Here is an 18,834-nt window from a genome sequence, read left to right as displayed (position 1 = left end):
TTGATCATGAGTCAGTCTGGGTAAGCGAACCCTGGTACTGGCGGGGGATGCTCAGATAAAACGCTGACCCCTTACCTACCTCGGATGTCACATCTACTGCTCCACCCAGGAGTTTGGCTAATTTAAGGCACAAAGGTAATCCCAGGCCTGTGCCTTTTACCCGACGCTGCAGTTGATGCTCAATCTGGCTGAATTCTTCAAAAATCAGAGGCAGGTTTTCCTGGCTTATGCCTATGCCGGTATCTTCTACCAAAAACTTCACAGTAGCCTCATCAGCTTCTGCCAGCGAGATGGTAATACTGCCTGCTTCAGTAAATTTTAAGGCGTTGGAAATGAAATTACGCAACACTTGCGATATTTTTCCTTCATCCGACATCAGTATCTGCGTAGTGGCAGGCAGCACGAAATTCAGTTCAACCTCAGGGCTTTGCGCGAGCGGGCGCAAGACCCCTTTCAAGCCACTAAACAGATGACTGACATCAACTGGGGCAATTTGCATCTCAACCTTGCCAGCCTCAATTTTAGCCAGGTCCAGCAGGTCATTGACGAGATCAGACAAATCATTGGCGGCTTTGGCGATAAAACCTACCTGTCGTTCCTGCTCTTCTGTCAGTTCACCGTCCATGCGGTCCAGCAGCATGGCAGCCAAAGCGCGGATAGAGCTTAGCGGCGTGCGCAATTCATGGCTGGTGTTCGACAAAAATCGTGACTTCATTTCGTCGGCCCGTCTCAGCCGTTCTGCTTTTTCTTCAATCTCGGCATACAGCGCTACGACGCCACGATTGGTATCTTCCAGCTCATGTGTCAATTCCACTAAGTCATCCTGGCGGGCGCGCAATTCTGCCAGGGTGGCAACCAGCTCCTGGTTTTGCAGCTGCATTTCAGAATAAGTATTTTGCACTGGCGTGTTGGCCAGATGCTCGCTTATCCTGTTCAAGCCTGACGTATCCACCCGCTGCTGCGTCGACATTGACTTCAACAAAGTGACAATGACTTCATGGTCCTTGCCTTTTTCAACGGTACACTCGTCCATCAGGCGATGAGCCGTGATAATAGCGTGGTCAAACTGCTCAACCTGGGAAAATGAATCTGACGGCAACCCTTGAATTTGCGCCTGCCTCCCCCTCCCCTCCCACATGCGCAAGGCCACATTCAGTTGCTGCGTCTTACCACTTTCACTAATAGAAAACACCGCTCTGCCACCAGAAGAATTGCTGATAGCGCAACGTGCCACTTCTGAGACCGCTGTCGCAATACGGACCTGGTCTTGCGCGCTGAATTTAAGAGAGGCAGATATTTGCCGGGCACGCTGGCGCACCAGCACGACATCCTGCTCTGTATCAATACCAACCTGGAGTATGCGGGTCTGTGTCATCGTGCTATTTCATCGTGCTTATTGAGCTCAATGAGCTCAATGAATTATTAATCATGCTATTGCCGGTGTGCGCAGCACCAAAACAGTCGCGTCATCCCGCCCCCTTGAAAAGTCCCTGAGCAGCAGTGCTGCAATGATGGCGGGGTGACAATGAGCCAAGCCGGGGTGCTTATCAAGATCCCACTGGGTGTTGACGCCGTCAGAATGCATGATGATCAGTGTGTATGCCGGGCAGGGGATAGTAAATTCCTGCACCTTGCGCACATTATGACCAACAATGCCATTGTGGGACACCAGTTGTTTGGACTGATCATCATTGACGATACAGGCACTGATATTACCAACACCGGCAAAGACCAGTTCTTGTGCTACGGGGTCAAGTACGGCCACTGCCAGTGCCGCACCACGGGTGGGACGCAATGCCAGATGACAGGCATTGATCTGGTCAGTAACACGTCTGCCTGGTTGCTGTGCGACTGTGTCAATGGCTTCTTTGGCGGCTTTAGCAGCTTCTGGCCCATGACCAAGGCCATCTGCCATCATCAAAGTAATCAGGCGGCGCTGGAAAGACAAGGCCCATCCGTCACCACATTCAGTCTCACTCGCCAAGGGCACGCAGACAGCGCCAAACTGCGGCAAATCAACGGACACGGCATCGCGCCATATGCGGCAAAAGAAAATCGATCCATTGCCTGGCGGTGTATAAGCATCGAATTCCGTCGTTAGCCTGCGTATGGCACCCAATCCCGTGCCAGCTGTTCCGGCACTCGAAACGCCATCGCGCAATGCATTTGCCAAGTTGCTGATGCCTGGGCCTTCATCCATCGCCAAGGCTTCTATGCCGACATTGTTATCGGCATGAATTTGCGTTAATAGCAGCCGCCCACCATTTGCGTGCTTGAGCATATTGGTGGCAAGCTCGGTAATGATGATGGCCAGTTCGCCGCATTTCACATCATTTAATTTAATATCTCCTGCCAGGCGCTGGCCGCTACGGCGGGCTGCAGCGATATCGCTGGCATGCTGGATGCTGGTCCACTCATGTGGCACTAAAGAGTGCGTTATTTTTTCCATTTAGTAATTGACACAGCCGTGCCTTCTCCTACACGCGTATCAATCTCAAAATCATCTACCAGGCGCTTTGCACCACTTAGTCCCAAACCCAAACCGCCTCCTGTTGTATAGCCGTCCGTAAGGGCAAGGGACAAATCTACGATCCCCGGCCCATCGTCACCAAATACCAGCCTCACCCCATCACGCACACCATCATGCAATTTCATGCATATGACGATGCCACCACCACCATACTTGATGGTATTGCGGGCAAGTTCACTCGCCGCAGTCACCACCTTGGTCTGGTCTACCAGGCTCAATTTGATCTCTATCGAATATTCCCTGACCAGCTTGCGCACACCAACCACATGCTCATCGCTAAACAATGGCAGACGTTGGCTGTTGACGACATGCGTGTCTTTTTCACTTAATAAGGGTGACTGGTTTTGAATAGTTGTTTCAGATTGAGCGAAACTATTCATCACTGAAAGCTCTTCCCTAACAGAACCATGCCCTTTTCAACGTTCAGGGCTGTTTTCACACCGGGCAGGTTCAGGCCTAGCTCTACCAGGGTAATCGCTACCGCAGGCTGCATGCCTACCAGCACGGTCTGGGCATCCAGCACGCGCGCCATCGCAGCGGTGTTACTGATCATCCTGCCGATGAATGAATCGACCAGGTCAAGCGCAGAGATATCGATCAGGACACCTTTGGCCCCATCGCTGACGATACGCTCAGTCAGGTCGTCTTGCAGTGTCATCGCCAGCCTGTCGTGCATGTCTACCTGTATGGTGACCAACAGCAGGTTACCAATGCGAAGAATGGGTATACGTTCCATCAGATTCTCACTATGCGCGTACGACAGAGGCGCCCACACGGGCGAGCGCGACGACAAAGGCATCAGCCAGCGTCGCTTTGGTAACCACATCTTCAAGATTGACACCCAGATGCACGATAGTCTGTGCGATTTGTGGGCGTATGCCACTGATAATGCAATCAGCACCCATCAGGCGTGCAGCAGCAATGGTTTTCATCAAATGTTGCGCCACCAGGGTATCTACGGTTGGTACGCCCGTAATATCGATGATGGCGATTGCTGCGCCGGTATCGACGATTTTTTGCAACAGGCTTTCCATGACCACTTGCGTGCGGGCACTGTCCAGCGTACCTATCAGTGGCAGGGCCAGCACGTCTTGCCACAATTTGACCACTGGCGTGGATAATTCCAGCAACTCTTGCTGTTGCCTTACAATGATCTGGTCGCGGGTCTTCTGGAATATTTCTATCGTGAACAGACCCAGCTTGTCCAGCAGGCTACTGACACGCCACAAGGCATCTGAGAGTGCCAGCGGGTCAGCAACAAGATTGTCGCGCAATACCGGAAATAAAGACTGCTTGAGAGAAAACACAAAGGTCGCTGTATCACTGGGCGTAGAACCCTGTTTGGCTCGCTCAACAGAGATTTCTGCCAGCATATTGCGCACTTCATCCCAGGCACCGCCATCAATATCATCAACACCACCATTCAAGGTCGCTTTTGGCAACAAAGCCAGCAACTGTGTGGAATGACGACGCAACTGATCGATGGTCTTGGCGTCAGTGCGAATGGCCTGCTTTTGCAAATTTGCCAGCCAGTCGGATTGAATTGCTGCCTCATTTTGCTTGATCAGATCGCTAATGCGGTTTGCGTTTTCGTTGGTAGTCATCATTGCCCTCAGAGTGTCCCGGTTCAAAACTTTGGTAAAAGTCCATGACATGGCACATCAGCCCGTCATGATAAATAAGAAACTCTCAGAATATCACTAAAATTGTAGTTGAGGCACAAATCTTAATGAGACTGCGATGTAGGTTTTCTTGTTTCGCAAAAACTCAACTCGCCATGATTGATTACGGATATGCCAATATATCCTGATGACAGGCGGATGAATTTCATCATGCTCAAACTTTCATCGGTAAGCGCTGTTTGCTGTGACCTTAGCTCCTTGAATTTCTCGTAAAAATATTCTCAAGTAATACATTCGTTCGGTCACTGCTCGTGCAAATTAGATTGCGCGAGCGCCCAATTCTTCATCAATGCCGTTGTGGATAATATCCACATGCGGCGCATTATCATGCGCCCGACGATCTGGTATTGACTATATGTGATAGTGCTACTGGTCGGACATCGTTTTCAGAAAATGCCATTTCTGCTAAGGTAAGCCATCCCTCACAATTTTTCCTGCACGCCATGTCCCTGCTCAGAAAACCCAAGCCTGTTCCTGCCAATACTGTTGAAACCAATCAGCAGATTGCTACGCTGGCGTCTGTGCAAAACCAGATTTTTCCGAGGCTGATCGATCGCTTGCAGGCGGGTGTCAGTACGGCTGACGTGGCGGTGCTGGCAGACGAGCTCGCGCGGGAGCATGAGGTGCATAGCTCGCTGCCTTTGATGAATGGTTTTCCGGCTGCTATCAGCATTAGTGTGAACCAGGAAATTATGAATGGAGTGCCGCGTAGCGATAAGCTGCTCAAGGATGGCGATGTGGTGAAGCTGGCGTTTGGTCTGCACCATCAGCAGCGGGCGTTCAGCATGCAGAACTGGACTGTGCAGATAGGCGCAGGCACGGCCATTGCTGGTGACTTGCTGGGGCCAAGTCATGCGATTTTGCAGGAGAGCATATCGATGTGCCGGCCTGGGGTTCTGGTCTCTGCGATAGGCGGTCATTTGCAGCAGACGTGCAGCAAGACTGGCTTGTTTATCTCGGAGCTATTTGCTGGTCATATCATGGGCGAGCAGGCGCATATGCTGCCGCAGGTTTTGCCGCGCCGTGGCATGTTCGAGTCTGAACATGTCTTGAGTGCGGGCTGCATGCTGCACCTGGTGGTGCTGGCCCACCCTGCCAAGCCCAGTGCCAGGCAATTGACAGATCATTGGCCGGTGATTGAACGCAACTACTATCCATCTGCCTGCTACAGCCATATGCTGCTGATCACCGAGGACGTGCCGCAAGTACTGACAGCATCTTATCCTTTGCTTAGTCACTCTTAAGTGTGACTGAGCGATCTAAGTGACTTAAGTGACCAGGCATACAAAAATGTAAAGCAGAAAACATCACACCTTTCTGCAATTTGCCTGCGCCCACATCGCTGCTTGACGAGCCATTCGCCTACATACAAAGGCATGCAGGCGGCGCAGTATTCCTTGATGACAAATCCTGTCTAAACCACAAAAGCGTAAAACAATGCAAATTAGTCATATCAATATTGCAGCGATATAGACAATTGCATAATATAAATGTAAATTTGGTAAGCATGATGTATTTGCACTAGCATGCATATATAGGTCAATGCCATGTCTATGCCGCATGGATGGCTAAGCAGAGCCAGTATGACAATGGGCGGGTGAGAGAGCAGACTTGTAATTCATGGGGCAATTGTAAAAGGCCGTTACAAATTACATGCTGCAACAAAGTTGCCTTGGAGTATTATTAATTATTGTGCGCAGGCGAAAGGTGTCACATGAATGACAGCATTCCGCAGACCAGGCCAGTGACTATCCTCGTTGTCGATGATGACGATGTCGATGTGCTGGGTATAGAGCGCGCACTGAAAAAACTCAAGATCGCCAACCCTATCGTACGGGCGCATGATGGGGTAGAGGCACTGGAGATTTTGCGTTCGCCTGAAGGTTTGCCTCGTCCTTACCTGATTTTGCTGGACATTAATATGCCGCGCATGAATGGGCAGGAGTTTCTGGCAGAACTGCGGCAGGACAAGAATTTATCGTCTGCGGTTGTATTTGTATTGACCACTTCACAGGATGACCAGGACAAGCTCATGGCTTACTCCAAACATGTGGCTGGTTATATTGTCAAACAGCATGTTGGTGATGGTTTCATGCGTGTGACAGAAATGCTCGACCACTATTGGCGAGTCGTTGAACTGCCTGTTGCCTGAGGTGTAATCATGATGCTGACCGCGCCACCGCAAACCTCTACCCTCGATATTCTCATCATCGATGATGATGAAATCGACAGGCGCAATGTCATCCGTGCGTTGAAGCAGGTATCGGTCAGCGTCAACATCGTCGAAGCCAATAATGCCCTCGATGGCCTGCTCAAGGCCAAGGAAACCCTGTTCGATGTCATCCTGCTGGATTACCGCCTGCCTGACCGTGATGGCATCGAGGTATTAAAGAGCCTGCGCCTCGACAAGACCCACCACACCGCCATCATCATGCTGACGCACCAGGAAGATGTGAGCCTCGCAGAGCAAGCTATCGAAGCCGGTGCACAAGACTTTTTACTGAAAGAAGAAGTCAATGCGCGCCGCCTGATGCGCGCGGTGCACCAGGCACGCCACCGCCACAAGCTGGAATCTGAGCTCAGCCGCAGCTATAACCAGTTGCGCGAACTGGCCGAGCATGATGCCCTGACCGGTCTCGCCAACCGTTATGATTTTGAGCGGGCGCTGGCCTTTGCTGTCAGCCGCGCCAAGCGCGAGAACCTGCATGGCAAGATGGCGGTGCTGCTGCTTGATCTTGACCGCTTCAAGAATGTGAATGATACCTATGGTCATGCGATAGGTGACCAGTTACTCATCAAGGTGGCGCGCCGCCTTGGCACCACCACGCGCGGCAGTGATTTGCTGGCGCGCCTCGGTGGCGATGAATTTGTGGTGCTGGTGCAGGATATGGACAGGGTCGATCAGGCCATCCTGCTGGCGACCCGCATTGTTGAAGCGTTCAAGAAACCCATCGTGCTCGATGGCATGGAATGGGATGTGACGATGAGCATAGGCATCGCCGTATTTGGCTCCTGCGCGAATGATGCGACTGAACTCATGAAATGTGCTGACATCGCGATGTACCGCGCCAAGCAGGAAGGCCGTAACCAGAGCCATTTTTATTCTGACCAGTTGCACCAGTCCGTGCGCCACCGCATGTACCTTGAGCGCGACCTGCGCCATGCCTTGCGCAATGAACAATTGCAGGTGTATTACCAGGCGAAGATCAACCCCTTTGATGGCAGCATAGGCGGCATGGAAGCCCTGCTGCGCTGGCACCATCCGGTAGAGGGTGTGCTGACACCGGGCATCTTTTTGCCGATGGCAGAAGAACTGGGCCTGATGTTCGATATCGACCAGTGGGTCATGCGCACGGCCTGCGCCCAGTTGCAGGAGTGGCGCTCACTCCCTTTCCTGCATGCTCAGGACCTGACGATGGCGGTGAATGTCTCGGCTATACAATTGCAGGGTGATAATCTCATCTACACCGTTGATGAAGCCCTGCTGACCAGCGGCCTTGACCCGCGTTACCTGGAGCTGGAAATCACCGAGAATGCGCTGATCCGTGACCCCGTGCATGTGGCCGCCATCCTGCACAAGCTGGTCGGGCGTGGGGTCAAGCTTTCGCTGGATGATTTTGGTACCGGTTATTCATCCTTCGGACATTTGAAACTCTTCCCCATCCATGTGTTGAAGATAGACCAGAGTTTTGTCGCTGGTGTTGGCAAGGGTGAGTCGCAAGAACGCCTGCTGGCTGCCATGATTGCCTTTGCCCAGACCATGGAATTGTCTCTGGTGGCAGAGGGTATAGAAACTGAGCAACAAGCTGCATTCTGCGCCGAACGAGGTTGTGAACTTTTGCAGGGCTTTATGTATTCACGCCCTATTCCCTCAAGTGAATTTGAAGATCGCTACCTGACCGGAAGTTTCCGCCATGAGCCAATTGGACCACAGTCAAAAAAATGAGTCGGCCAGCCCTCAACAGCCACAGCCAGTAAAGCAGCCAGATTATGTCAATGAGCAGCATGCCTTGCTGGCTGCCATTGTCAACTCATCAGACGATGCCATCATCAGCAGCGACCTCAGCGGCAATATACTGAGCTGGAACCATGCGGCTGAAATCCTGTTTGGTTATACCGCGACCGCAATCTACCAGCGCCCTTTTGCCAGTCTTTTCCCTGCCGGGCAATTGCCGGACCACCTCTCGCTGATCAAGCTCATGCAGCAAGGCGCTTCGATAGGCCATTTTGAAACCATGCGGCGCTGCCAGGATGGTACCGAGTTGCCAGTAGCGCTGACCATCTCTGCCATGCGTGATGAGGGTGACAATATCATCGGCCTGTCGTTGATTGCGCGTGACTTTAGCGTAGGTTACCGCATCGCTGCCCGCCTGACGCAAAGCGAGCGGCACTTCCGCCAGGTGGTGGATGCAGCGCCAAATGCCATGGTCATGATAGACCGCCGCGGCCTCATAGAAATGGTGAATTCGCAGACCGAGGCCATCTTTGGCTACACCCGCACCGAGCTGCTGGGCAAACCCCTGGAAATCCTGATCCCCTCGCGCTTCCAGCGTCACCACCCTAGCCTGCGCACCGGTTACTTTGCCAACCCCATCAGCCGCGTCATGGGGCGTGGGCGCGAGCTGTATGGCCTGCGCAAGGATGGCACCGAGTTCCCGGTAGAGATAGGCCTGAACCCGATAGAAACTGCCGATGGCATCAAGGTCTTGTCAGCGATTGTCGATATCACCGAGCGCAAGCGCCAGGAAGAACGTTTCCGTCTCGTGGTGGAAGCCGCACCGAATGCCATGGTCATGATAGACAGCCAGGGCAAAATAGAAATGGTCAATGCCCAGACCGAAACCATCTTTGGTTACGAGCGTGAAGAGCTGCTGGGCCAGCCTATGGAAGTGCTGATACCTGAACGTTTTCGCCAGCATCACCCCGGCCTGCGCAGTCATTTTTTCTCTCAGCCCAGCAGCCGCAGCATGGGCACGGGCCGCGACCTGTTTGGTTTGCGCAAGGATGGTACCGAGTTCCCGGTAGAGATAGGCCTGAACCCGATAGAAACTGCCGAGGGCATGAAAGTCTTGTCGGCCATCGTCGATATCAGTGAGCGCAAGCGTCTGGAAGAACGCTTCCGCCTCGTTGTGGAAGCCGCGCCTAACGCCATGGTCATGATAGATGGCCATGGCAAGATAGAGATGGTCAATGCCCAGACCGAACATCTGTTTGGTTACCCGCGCACAGAATTGCTGGGCCAGCCTATGGAGATGCTGATACCAGCCCGCTTCCGCAGCCAGCACCCGGATTTGCGTGCCCATTATTTTGCCAGCCCCAGCACCCGCGCCATGGGTAGTGGGCGCGACCTGTTTGGCCTGCGCAAGGATGGTAGCGAATTCCAGATAGAGATAGGCCTCAACCCTATACAGACTGCCGATGGTCTCAAAGTACTGTCAGCAATTGTTGATATCTCGGAGCGCAAGCGCTTTACCGATGAGCTGTCGCGACGCAACCAGGAATTGAATAATTTTGCCTATGTCGCCTCGCATGACCTCAAGTCCCCCTTGCGCGGTGTCGATCAACTGGCCACCTGGCTGACCGAAGACCTGGCCGGCAAGATTAATGATGAAACCAATGAACACCTGCGCCTCATGCGCATGCGCATCAAACGCATGGAGAGACTGCTGGACGATTTATTGCTCTACTTCCGCGCCGGGCAGCTTGGCGGCTCGGTGGAGCACATCGACTTTGCCGAGCTGGTACGTGATGTGTTTGATCTGTGTTGCCCGGACCAGTCTTTCAGGCTGGAACTGCACGGCGAATTCCCGCGCTGCCATACCCACAAGGTGCCGCTGGAACTGGTGTTCCGCAATCTCATCAGCAATACCGTCAAACATCACGATACAAAAAAAGGCTGCATCGTCGTAAAGGCCATCCCCAATGAACAATGGCTGGAATTTGCGGTCTGCGATGACGGCCCCGGCATTTCCGCTGAGCACAGTGAACGCGTATTCGCCATGTTCCAGACCTTGCGCCCGCGCGATGAGGTTGAAGGCAGCGGCATGGGCCTGGCCATCATCAAGAAGACCATAGAGTCACTGGGCGGTCATATCAAACTCAGCGCCAACCAACCGCGTGGCGCCGTGTTCAACTTCACCTGGCCACGCAATACAGCGGAGGCCTTATAAGATGATGTCGCTTTCCCACAAAACAGAAACATGCACTGACCCGGCGGCCTTGCTGGCCGCCATCGTCAATTCATCGGAGGATGCCATCATAGGTAGCGACCTGAACGGTCACATCATCAGCTGGAACCACGCCGCAAGTCTCTTGTTCGGGCATGCGCATGCTGCAATCCTGGGGTGCCCCTTTGCAGTATTGTTCCCGGACGGGCAATTGCCCGACCATCAAACGCTGGGCCAACTGCTGCAAAAAAATAATGCCATAGGCCAGTTTGAAACCATGGGCAGGCGTGCTGATGGCAGTGAGATACCTGTATCACTGACCATCTCCTCCATACGTGACGCCAGCGGCAATATCTTTGGCCTGTCACTGAGCGCACGCGACTTTAGCAGTGGCTACAAAATGGCGGCACGACTGTCACAGAGTGAGAGGCATTTTCGCCAGGTCGTCAATGCTGCGCCAAATGCCATGATACTCGTTAACAGCCAGGGCCAGATAGAGCTGATCAATGAGCGCTGTGAACAGATGTTTGGCTACACACGCGCAGAACTCATAGGCAATACCCTCGACATGCTGGTGCCTGAGCGATATCGAGAGCAACATCCGGAATGGCGTGCAGCTTATTTCGCCCATCCAGATGAACCTGTCATGGCCAAGGGCCGCGAACTATACGCCTTGCACAAGGATGGTACAGAATTCCCGGTGGAAGTAGGCCTCAGCCCCATCGAGACAGCAGATGGCATGAAGGTATTGTCAGCCATCGTCGATATGTCAGAACGCCAGCGCTTCACCGATGAACTCTCGCGCCGCAACCAGGAACTCAAGGACTTTGCCTATGTCGCCTCGCATGACCTGAAAGCCCCGCTGCGCGGTGTCAATCAACTCGCCACCTGGATCACCGAAGACCTGGCAGGCCAGATCAATGAAGAAACCCAGGAACACCTGCACCTCATGCGCGTGCGCATCAGCCGCATGGAAAAACTGCTCGACGACCTGCTGCTCTACTTCCGCGCCGACAACCTTGGCGGCGGCATAGAATGCATAGACTTTGCCGAGATGGCGCGCGACGTGTTTGAACTATGCTGCAACAACCCCTCGTTTTCCCTCGAATTGCAGGGCACTTTCCCGAAAGATTTCACACACAAGGTGGCCCTCGAACTGGTATTGCGCAACCTCATCAACAACGCCATCAAACATCACGACAAGGCCAGCGGCCACATCACCGTACGCGCCTTGCCAGCCCCTGTTGACCAAGCCTACCTCTTCGAAGTCGCCGACGACGGCCCCGGCATCGCCCCCGAACACCGCGACCGCGTATTCGCCATGTTCCAGACCCTGCGCCCACGCGATGAGGTAGAAGGCAGCGGCATGGGCCTGGCCGTCATCAAGAAAACCATAGAATCACTGGGCGGCAGCATCAGCCTCACTGCCAATGCGCCGAGTGGGGCGGTGTTCAGGTTTAGCTGGCCACGGGTGGTGGGGTAGACGGTGTCTCACGTAGCAGTGGCTTTAGCCGCGAATAGCAGACTGCAAGAAGGTTAGGCCAGGATACCTGTCTGAAATTTTTTATCGCATTTCAAATCCGTGGAGTACAAATACGACGGATTCCTGCCTGAGCAGGAATGACGATTGAAAGATATCCAGATAAAAAGGCCACACGGTTTGTATGGCCCTGCATAGAAAATCCAGAATGGGCGTTTTGTCCCGCAACTACTCAAAAACGCCCATGCAAAACTTACTTCGGTGGGAAGTTATAAGTCACCGTGTAGTTCCCGCTCCCCGCATACGATTTGACCTGCACATAGTAGTAACCCGCCGTGCCCGCATAATTGATGGATTCAGTCGATGTGCTGCCTTCGCTGCTGGCGACCTTGGTCCAGGCGCTGCCTGAGTATTTATACAGGTAGAGGTCAAAGTCTGTCCCCGCTGGCCCGCTCAACTGTATGCTATAGGTGCCATTGCCAGACTGGATGTAGCCGGGTGATGCGCTGGGTGCATTGGCCGTTGCGCCACTGGCGAGGCTGCCGGTCTGAGTGACAGCACCACCTGGTGCTGGTGTGTATGAGGCAAACACTGTCCTGGCCAAACCTTCATTGACTGCATGCCAAGGATAGCCCAGCGTGCGCATGCGGGAATTTTCTGTTGGCCTGTATTTCCCGGTCTTGCAATATTGCGCGCCCTGGAAGGTGCCGACCGTGCCATTTGCATATTGCCCCAGGCCGGTTGGTACGGCGGTGGCAGGCGAGATCAGGCCACCCCATTTGACATTGCGTGTGCCATTCAGAGATACATCGCCTGAGCTGGGTTCAGCACTGAGGCTGCAAGTACCGTAATCATATTCATCAGCCAGGGCAAAGGCGGTGTGGCCTATCTCATGCAAGGCAATTTCCACAGACTGGGCATGCATGGAGAGCGTCGCGATCTCACCGCCAGAACCACCATAGCGGGTGGAGTTGGACACCACGACAATGACGTCACGCTGGTCAGGCGCAAGTACCGAACCGACGATGTCATATACCTTGGTTGAGTTCACACACAGCAGGCGGTCGATGTTATAGCAGTAGAAGCTGCCATCCATGGCGGTGTCGCGATACACGCCCTTGTCCGGCTCATCTGCGCCGGACTGGTTGCTGACGACATCAACACGGTACACATTGATGCTGGCACGATTCGCTGCAAACAGAGGATCGGCCATGAAGCCATCGATGACTTTTTGCGCGTCCGTACGCCATTTACTCATCTCGGCAGCAGTATAGCCATCGCCAACAAAGACCAGATCCATGCGTGCATTGGACGGGCCATTATTGATGATGGTCGTGACGGTTGCCGCCGGAGTGGCAGATGGTGGTGGCTGCATACGTGCGGCCTGGCCGTTGCGCACTATCTGGTCGAGGGCAGCGCGCTTGAATACCGCTGGCTGCGGTGGTGGCAGCGCCATGCGCGCATCGCCCGTGGCTTGCGCCTGGATCTCTATGCTGGCGACCTTGTCATCAAAAGGCAAGGATACCTCAAACACCCCGTCAGCCTGCCTGACTTGCTGCGACACGTCGATGGCTCCAGTCTTGGGGTCAAACGCCTCGACATGGCGCTGCTGCACATTCCGCACCAGCACTTCATGGACGATCGTACCTTGAGCATTTCTGGCGATGACACGCCAGGGTTCGCCCTGGCCACTGTCAGGCATGCTGGGTGTCAGCGCAAACTCGCCAAGCTCGGCCCGCACAGGAGTGAAGCTGGTACCCTGCCTGCCATCGCTGTAGGCAACACGCAGCGAAATATTCGCCGCATGAGCTGCACTGAGTTGTAACACCGAAATTGCAACGGCCATCAAAATAAGTTTGAGTGAATTCATACTGTCTCCGAATAAAATAAGGTGAATGTGTGAACTGTCGATGCGGGTGATGCTAATGCTGATGCTAAAGCTGATGACTAAGGAGGAACCTCCCCCGATGTGAGAGAACCGTTGATGGAAGATGCTATCGGGGCAGTCGCTGCGTGTGATGCTGGCAGCTGGAGATCAGTATAGTAAAATAAATATATTCAACAAATATTAGTGTAAGCAAATGTGAATGAGATCGAGGCATGTAAAAGAAGGTAGCCGGGATTGATATGGATACTGGCGGTCTGCTTTGCCTCTGTTATGTCACAATAGCAGGTCTATCCGCCTATGACCTGCATGAACCGCATCACACGCTCTGATCTCTATTTGTTTCTGATGCTGCTGTTGACCAGCCCTGTCACGGTGCCGTGTGCACTGGTCTGCCTCGTGTTGTTTGGCCTGTTCTGGCTGCTGAGCGTGCTCAGCTCAGGATCAGCGAGCAGTTGGCTAGTCATTCTGATTCTAGGAATAGGGTCACCATTTTTTATGGTCACCCAGCTTAGTGGCCTGGCTTTGCATCACCTGTTACGCGCACGTCCGCAAATCGACGATGCTGGATTTACTTTTCATCGCCGCTTCAGAAAATTGAGGATCTTGTGGCGTAACATCAGACTCATACGCGAAATATGGACGCCACCGATGGGTACAGCATATCAATTCCATTTTCATGAAGGTCAACAGCTACAAATAACCGTCACTGACGAAAGCACGCTAGTTATCCAACAAGCAAAGGAGATAGGCATACCGTTTGAGCACGACAGTGTCTGCAAAGCCAGGGATCATAATGAATCAGCACAATAAAACTCATGTGCGCATATAACCTATATTCGCAACCATCAGATAAAAACAAAACAAGCAATGACACTACCCCGCCTCGCGGATTTTGAAGGCATACTCAGCCTCTCACGTACCGACAACGACGGCAGGCAGTCTGCCGTGCTTAACGGATACAGACCCGCCCACCAGTTACATGACAATCACTGCAGCACGGGCATCCATGAATACCTGGATAGCGACCAGGTGCAGCCGGGTGAAAGTGGTCGGGTGGCTGTGTGTTTATCCATGCCAGACATGTACCCGGCCTGCCTTTGGGAAGGCCGTGAAATCAATATTCTTGAAGGTAAAAAACAAATAGGCACACTCAGGGTCACCAGCATATTCAATGCTACTCTGCGCACCAGCTCTGGCGAATACCTGATCAGGTGGCAAGCCCCGCGCCTCACAGAAATTGGTACCTGCCTGCTTAATCTCTTTCAAGGTGACGATTACCAGATCAATCAACAAGCCTTGCAAGGCCTGCACGCACTGCATGCATCTCCCCTGGTCTTGCGCATGGATGCAACACTGTTCAAGACCGTCATGAACATGCCGGGCTTTGACACAGCAAATTGCGTCGCCCGCATGCTGACCGGCTATCGTCTGAATTACACGCGCAGCCTGGCTGCCTTCAAAGCTGCATCGAGCGATGAAACTTTCCTCGGCCTGTTTAAGGGCGCTTCCAGAAAGAAAACACAAGAAGAATACACACAGGTGGTGACCGACCTGGACAGTCTCATGTATGCACTGCCAGGTTATGGCCATCTGGCGCAGGAAGAAGTACTGGCCTTGCTCGATACTGGTGACGGATTTTTGACCTCCTTTGCCGGAACCATGATGGATGCGTTTCCCACACTCGACGACCGGCACATAGCACAGCTCCTCGACACGATGGAAGAATACGGAGTGCATGAATGACCCTACCAGCCCGGCATTGCACTGGCTGCGGCATTGACGAAAAACCCCAAAGGTTTTGACAATGTAATGAGCAGGTTTGAGCATGGCAACGACAATTTGCAATCCGGCATACTCAGAAGTTTTGAATCCCTGGAGATGGCATTGCCTTTGCAGGCACAAGACATAATTGTGCGCCGGGCACTATCATATGGCAGCAATCGCGATGACGAGGCATACCGTACTGGCGTCATTGCCCTGGCACTATGCAAAGACCGGCAAGCAGAAGCAGTAGCGATACTGGCCCCCTGTCTTGACAGTGAAGCCTGGTTCATCCGGGGCAATGCAGCCATGTCACTGGGCTTGCTCGGCATAGAAGATGAAGTACTGATCAATCGCCTCGGTGACATGATCTTTGATACTGAAGGCAATGACTGGAGTGTGCAGTCAGCCATGCTAGTGGCTTTGATGAAACTCGGTGACAAGGCCAGCAGCCAGATAAGTAAATTGCTGAGACTGGCACGGGACAACGAAGAAGTAGAAGATTTTAGTGGCTATCCTTGCCCCAATCAATTGCTGGCAGATTGCTTTGCCGCCATAGGTGACGACTCCGCCGCTGTTATCGAAGCCCTGCGCAAGACAGTCGCCAGACAAGGTTTTATCAGCGCCGGGCCTGCCGTCATCGCCTTGGGCAAGTTAGGCAAGGCAGCCGCACCTGCCATGGAGGCAATCAAGGCATTTATTTTTAGTGAAGACTATCATGTCGACAATGCCGACCACGCCCGCGCTGTCATCGATGCCTGCATCGCCATCAATGGCGCAGACAACGTCGATGTCAACAACTGCATCAGGCATTTGGCAAAGTCTGTGCTTGCGGATGTGGCTGAGGTGGCACATCAGCATTTGAGCGGTGGAAATCAAAAGTAAAACCTTCATGCATCGGCATGATGATAGCCATATGTGCGACTGAAGCCGCTCCTGATGTTAGCAAAGTTCCGGTCGTAGGGCGCATTATAATGCGCCGTATGTGAACTACGCACACGGCAAAGATATCTTTGCCACGGCATGCAGCATGCCCATGCGGCGCATTGCAATGCGCCCTACTTTACTAGCTATATGCTACTTATTCAGGTCGTAGAAGGAATTGCAATGCCCCCTGCCTTGCCACCTGGTGGCTACATCTGCGCCAGCCGCCTTATCTCTGAAAAAATCTCATTGAAGTCGCCATAGATATCAACATCAGCATCAAACAATACTTGATTTTTTGCGACGTACTCGATTGTAGGCATGAGTTCATTCATTATTGGAGAAATCGCATCAGATTCATCACTCAATTTGCTCTCGACCAGTCGCAAAAAACAGCTGGCAGCATCTGAGGCATCCCATCTACCCAACACTGCAGTTGATGTCAGGTACCGGCAGTAAGCGAAAATATAATAGCGAAACGGAATTACCGGCATGAACCTGAGTTCTTCTGTTCGTTCTATGACCGCCCCTTCAAAAAGAAGTCTTGCTTCTTCCAGGTTTTTTCCAAAAAACATTTTATGCGCATATTTTTGGTCAAGGTCATTTCTATAGTCGCCCCAGTCTTCTTCAGAGGGTATTTCCAAGTTTAGTTTCATTTTAAAACCGGTCTATGTTTTGTTTGATGCATAAGTCAATCCCGTTGGCAAGTATTGTGATCACACGCATATGCGATTAGTGGACTGTAACAGTGGAATCGAGAGTGAAGGACATGTGCCCGGCGCATCAGGGCAAGGCGCAAAACGCAGCGATAGCGGTGCTATCGCGAGTATTTGCAACGCAGCCATGATCGTCGCGCACATGGCAGGCACTCCGATTTCCACTGTTACAGTTCGCTAATATAAGGTATTCGCAGGCATCCGCCCACAAGTAAGCGCATTACAAATCGGTGTCTTCTGCAGGCAATGGCACTGCGCTCAGCACACCTGGAAGCTGACTATTCAGGTATGATTTGCCATTTCTCGCTGGATGAATGGCAATCAATAACAACAGCAATTGCATATGCCAGTTGACCTGTTCGGTCGCCCGGTCAAATGATCATTTACTGTATTGCGCCTCAAGCTTTCACAAATATGAATTCAATAAAATCAATAAAATCTTTCTTCGCTATCTGCCTTTTCTCGCTGGCATCATCCAATACATGCCTGGCAGCCAGTAGCAACATCCTGGACGAGCTCACTTATGAAGCTAACTTACAGACATACTACAAGAACTACGCAGGCGCATTGAGAGTGAATGATCTGGCACTCAACATTGCAGAAGCTAACAGAAGTACCTACTTCACTTATTTTGCACATCTTTACGAAAATCGCTTTCACACACTCCAAAACATGAAACGATATGACGAGGCGTATGCCACGGCACTCAAGACCAAAGAAATTCTTGGCACAGACCCTGCGAAAGATGGCGCGAGTTATTCCATCTTATTACGTGAAATTGCTGAAATGCTGATGGAGGAAGGTAAATATGCCGCAGCAGAAAAATTTGCATTTGAAGCAGTAGAAAACCTTGAATCCAAAGGGACTGAAGATGAACTCATTATGCCGAACCTTTACAGGGTATTAAGTCGTGTATATGTCAAATTGGGAAAGTTAGAGCAGGCAGTGTCTGTATTGAAAAAAGCCGTCACTTTTTCTAATCAACAGGGTAAAAAAGCATTACCACAAAAATCTGCCTCTCTAGAAGAGTTGAGCAAAGTGTACCGGACTTTGGGACGGACAGACCTGGCAGAACTTGCCGACAAAGAGAACAATAAGATTGAACGTACGATAACGATGGTATCCAATGTCAGAGTGGAGCGCCCCAAAAATTACTCGCCTGCGACTCTTGATCGAAATTCCTGTACTCAGCCCGAATACTCTGAAGAAGCCTTGCAGCAACAGTTGCGTGGCACGGCAAAATTCCGTTTCCTGATTGATGAAAACGGAGGCATCGCAGCAAAATACATCTCCGTCAGCAGTGGCTCTGCGCTGTTGGATACAGCGACCTTGCAGGCGTTCTCCAGATGTAAATTCTCGCCGGAAATGCACGACGGCAAAGCAATGCGCTCCTGGTTTTCTGGTCAGTTCGTCTGGAACTTGCCAAACTAAAGAGTCTTTGATGTAAAGCTTCAAGAGATCAAATAAACCTTCCGCATGGAGGTGCGTCATGCGCACTGCTATGGCGAGGTTCATGACTGAAGCCAATTCTGCTGCTTGCAAAGCTCCGGTGGTAGGGCGCATTATAATGCGCCGTATGCATGCGACGTGCGCTGCAATAATATATTGCCACGGCATGCGACATACCCATGCGGCGCATTGCAATGCGCCCTACTTTACGGTGATATCGTAGATCGTGCGAATGCG

16 protein-coding genes are annotated in these 18,834 nt (G+C 52.3%); 9 read left to right on the top strand and 7 right to left on the bottom strand.

Annotation, left to right across the window (positions count from 1 at the left end):
• Nucleotides 1–4: 4 nt before the first annotated feature.
• The 5 genes from ACO0LG_RS16215 to ACO0LG_RS16195 are packed head-to-tail and all read right to left on the bottom strand — an operon-like array spanning nt 5 to nt 4,134.
• Nucleotides 5–1,375 carry a sensor histidine kinase gene (locus tag ACO0LG_RS16215; protein ID WP_423028140.1) on the bottom strand — a complete coding sequence of 457 codons (1,371 nt, stop codon included), beginning with the start codon at nt 1,373–1,375 and terminating at the stop codon, nt 5–7.
• Nucleotides 1,376–1,426: 51 nt separating this feature from the next.
• Nucleotides 1,427–2,449 (bottom strand): SpoIIE family protein phosphatase, encoded by a 1,023-nt coding sequence (locus ACO0LG_RS16210; protein WP_423028138.1) that lies wholly within the window; start codon nt 2,447–2,449, stop codon nt 1,427–1,429.
• Complete coding sequence (locus ACO0LG_RS16205; protein ID WP_423028136.1) at nt 2,437–2,910, bottom strand: ATP-binding protein; 474 nt, start codon at nt 2,908–2,910, stop codon at nt 2,437–2,439. The genes ACO0LG_RS16210 and ACO0LG_RS16205 overlap by 13 nt, the downstream gene beginning before the upstream one ends.
• Complete coding sequence (locus ACO0LG_RS16200) at nt 2,910–3,266, bottom strand: STAS domain-containing protein (protein WP_423020917.1); 357 nt, start codon at nt 3,264–3,266, stop codon at nt 2,910–2,912. Before ACO0LG_RS16200 ends, ACO0LG_RS16205 begins: the two co-directional genes overlap by 1 nt.
• Before the next feature lie 10 nt (nt 3,267–3,276).
• Nucleotides 3,277–4,134: an STAS domain-containing protein gene (locus tag ACO0LG_RS16195; protein ID WP_423028134.1), complete on the bottom strand. Its 858-nt coding sequence runs from the start codon at nt 4,132–4,134 to the stop codon at nt 3,277–3,279.
• 521 nt (nt 4,135–4,655) lie between these two features.
• Between ACO0LG_RS16195 and ACO0LG_RS16190 the strand changes: the two genes are divergently transcribed.
• The 5 genes from ACO0LG_RS16190 to ACO0LG_RS16170 all read left to right on the top strand — a co-directional run bounded on the left by ACO0LG_RS16190 (nt 4,656) and on the right by ACO0LG_RS16170 (nt 11,862).
• Complete coding sequence (locus tag ACO0LG_RS16190) at nt 4,656–5,456, top strand: M24 family metallopeptidase (RefSeq protein ID WP_423028132.1); 801 nt, start codon at nt 4,656–4,658, stop codon at nt 5,454–5,456.
• Between the two features lie 470 nt (nt 5,457–5,926).
• A complete protein-coding gene (locus ACO0LG_RS16185; protein WP_423028130.1) occupies nt 5,927–6,364 on the top strand; it encodes a response regulator in 438 nt (145 codons plus the stop codon).
• A 9-nt stretch (nt 6,365–6,373) separates the two neighbouring features.
• Entirely contained in the window at nt 6,374–8,158 is a 1,785-nt protein-coding gene (locus tag ACO0LG_RS16180; protein WP_423028128.1) for a putative bifunctional diguanylate cyclase/phosphodiesterase, read from the top strand.
• The gene (locus tag ACO0LG_RS16175) at nt 8,127–10,382 is read left to right on the top strand and encodes a PAS domain-containing sensor histidine kinase (protein WP_423028126.1); all 2,256 of its coding nucleotides are present in this window, start codon (nt 8,127–8,129) and stop codon (nt 10,380–10,382) included. Before ACO0LG_RS16180 ends, ACO0LG_RS16175 begins: the two co-directional genes overlap by 32 nt.
• A 4-nt stretch (nt 10,383–10,386) precedes the next feature.
• On the top strand, nt 10,387–11,862 hold the full coding sequence (locus ACO0LG_RS16170; protein ID WP_423028124.1) for a PAS domain-containing sensor histidine kinase: 1,476 nt from the start codon (nt 10,387–10,389) through the stop codon (nt 11,860–11,862).
• A 250-nt stretch (nt 11,863–12,112) separates the two neighbouring features.
• Here ACO0LG_RS16170 and ACO0LG_RS16165 read toward each other — a convergent pair whose 3' ends face one another.
• Entirely contained in the window at nt 12,113–13,729 is a 1,617-nt protein-coding gene (locus tag ACO0LG_RS16165) for a M64 family metallopeptidase (protein ID WP_423028122.1), read from the bottom strand.
• A gap of 324 nt (nt 13,730–14,053) precedes the next feature.
• Here ACO0LG_RS16165 and ACO0LG_RS16160 point away from each other — a divergent pair, with 324 nt between their 5' ends.
• From ACO0LG_RS16160 to ACO0LG_RS16150, 3 genes are all read left to right on the top strand, one after another.
• The gene (locus tag ACO0LG_RS16160) at nt 14,054–14,557 is read left to right on the top strand and encodes a hypothetical protein (protein ID WP_423028120.1); all 504 of its coding nucleotides are present in this window, start codon (nt 14,054–14,056) and stop codon (nt 14,555–14,557) included.
• Between the two features lie 57 nt (nt 14,558–14,614).
• Nucleotides 14,615–15,490, top strand: a complete 876-nt coding sequence (locus tag ACO0LG_RS16155; RefSeq protein ID WP_423028118.1) for a hypothetical protein — start codon at nt 14,615–14,617, stop codon at nt 15,488–15,490.
• Nucleotides 15,491–15,556: 66 nt separating this feature from the next.
• Nucleotides 15,557–16,393, top strand: a complete 837-nt coding sequence (locus tag ACO0LG_RS16150; RefSeq protein ID WP_423028116.1) for a hypothetical protein — start codon at nt 15,557–15,559, stop codon at nt 16,391–16,393.
• A 248-nt stretch (nt 16,394–16,641) separates the two neighbouring features.
• Here ACO0LG_RS16150 and ACO0LG_RS16145 read toward each other — a convergent pair whose 3' ends face one another.
• The gene (locus ACO0LG_RS16145; RefSeq protein WP_423028114.1) at nt 16,642–17,088 is read right to left on the bottom strand and encodes a hypothetical protein; all 447 of its coding nucleotides are present in this window, start codon (nt 17,086–17,088) and stop codon (nt 16,642–16,644) included.
• Between the two features lie 474 nt (nt 17,089–17,562).
• Between ACO0LG_RS16145 and ACO0LG_RS16140 the strand changes: the two genes are divergently transcribed.
• Nucleotides 17,563–18,579, top strand: coding sequence for an energy transducer TonB (locus ACO0LG_RS16140; RefSeq protein WP_423028112.1), 1,017 nt, complete (start codon nt 17,563–17,565; stop codon nt 18,577–18,579).
• The last annotated feature ends 255 nt before the right edge of the window (nt 18,580–18,834 follow it).

Source organism: Undibacterium sp. Ji42W (assembly GCF_049340405.1).
In the GTDB taxonomy this organism is placed as follows: domain Bacteria; phylum Pseudomonadota; class Gammaproteobacteria; order Burkholderiales; family Burkholderiaceae_D; genus Undibacterium.
Note: the sequence above shows the minus strand (reverse complement) of the source record. Positions and strands in the feature narration are given on the sequence as shown.

Coding starts and splice junctions, on each gene's coding strand:
- ACO0LG_RS16215 (WP_423028140.1), bottom strand. CDS start 1,375: ATGACACAGACCCGCATACTCCAGGTTGGTATTGATACAGAGCAGGAT.
- ACO0LG_RS16185 (WP_423028130.1), top strand. CDS start 5,927: ATGAATGACAGCATTCCGCAGACCAGGCCAGTGACTATCCTCGTTGTC.
- ACO0LG_RS16150 (WP_423028116.1), top strand. CDS start 15,557: ATGAGCAGGTTTGAGCATGGCAACGACAATTTGCAATCCGGCATACTC.
- ACO0LG_RS16200 (WP_423020917.1), bottom strand. CDS start 3,266: ATGGAACGTATACCCATTCTTCGCATTGGTAACCTGCTGTTGGTCACC.
- ACO0LG_RS16175 (WP_423028126.1), top strand. CDS start 8,127: ATGAGCCAATTGGACCACAGTCAAAAAAATGAGTCGGCCAGCCCTCAA.
- ACO0LG_RS16170 (WP_423028124.1), top strand. CDS start 10,387: ATGTCGCTTTCCCACAAAACAGAAACATGCACTGACCCGGCGGCCTTG.
- ACO0LG_RS16210 (WP_423028138.1), bottom strand. CDS start 2,449: ATGGAAAAAATAACGCACTCTTTAGTGCCACATGAGTGGACCAGCATC.
- ACO0LG_RS16195 (WP_423028134.1), bottom strand. CDS start 4,134: ATGACTACCAACGAAAACGCAAACCGCATTAGCGATCTGATCAAGCAA.
- ACO0LG_RS16145 (WP_423028114.1), bottom strand. CDS start 17,088: ATGAAACTAAACTTGGAAATACCCTCTGAAGAAGACTGGGGCGACTAT.
- ACO0LG_RS16205 (WP_423028136.1), bottom strand. CDS start 2,910: ATGAATAGTTTCGCTCAATCTGAAACAACTATTCAAAACCAGTCACCC.
- ACO0LG_RS16190 (WP_423028132.1), top strand. CDS start 4,656: ATGTCCCTGCTCAGAAAACCCAAGCCTGTTCCTGCCAATACTGTTGAA.
- ACO0LG_RS16165 (WP_423028122.1), bottom strand. CDS start 13,729: ATGAATTCACTCAAACTTATTTTGATGGCCGTTGCAATTTCGGTGTTA.
- ACO0LG_RS16140 (WP_423028112.1), top strand. CDS start 17,563: ATGAATTCAATAAAATCAATAAAATCTTTCTTCGCTATCTGCCTTTTC.
- ACO0LG_RS16180 (WP_423028128.1), top strand. CDS start 6,374: ATGATGCTGACCGCGCCACCGCAAACCTCTACCCTCGATATTCTCATC.
- ACO0LG_RS16160 (WP_423028120.1), top strand. CDS start 14,054: ATGAACCGCATCACACGCTCTGATCTCTATTTGTTTCTGATGCTGCTG.
- ACO0LG_RS16155 (WP_423028118.1), top strand. CDS start 14,615: ATGACACTACCCCGCCTCGCGGATTTTGAAGGCATACTCAGCCTCTCA.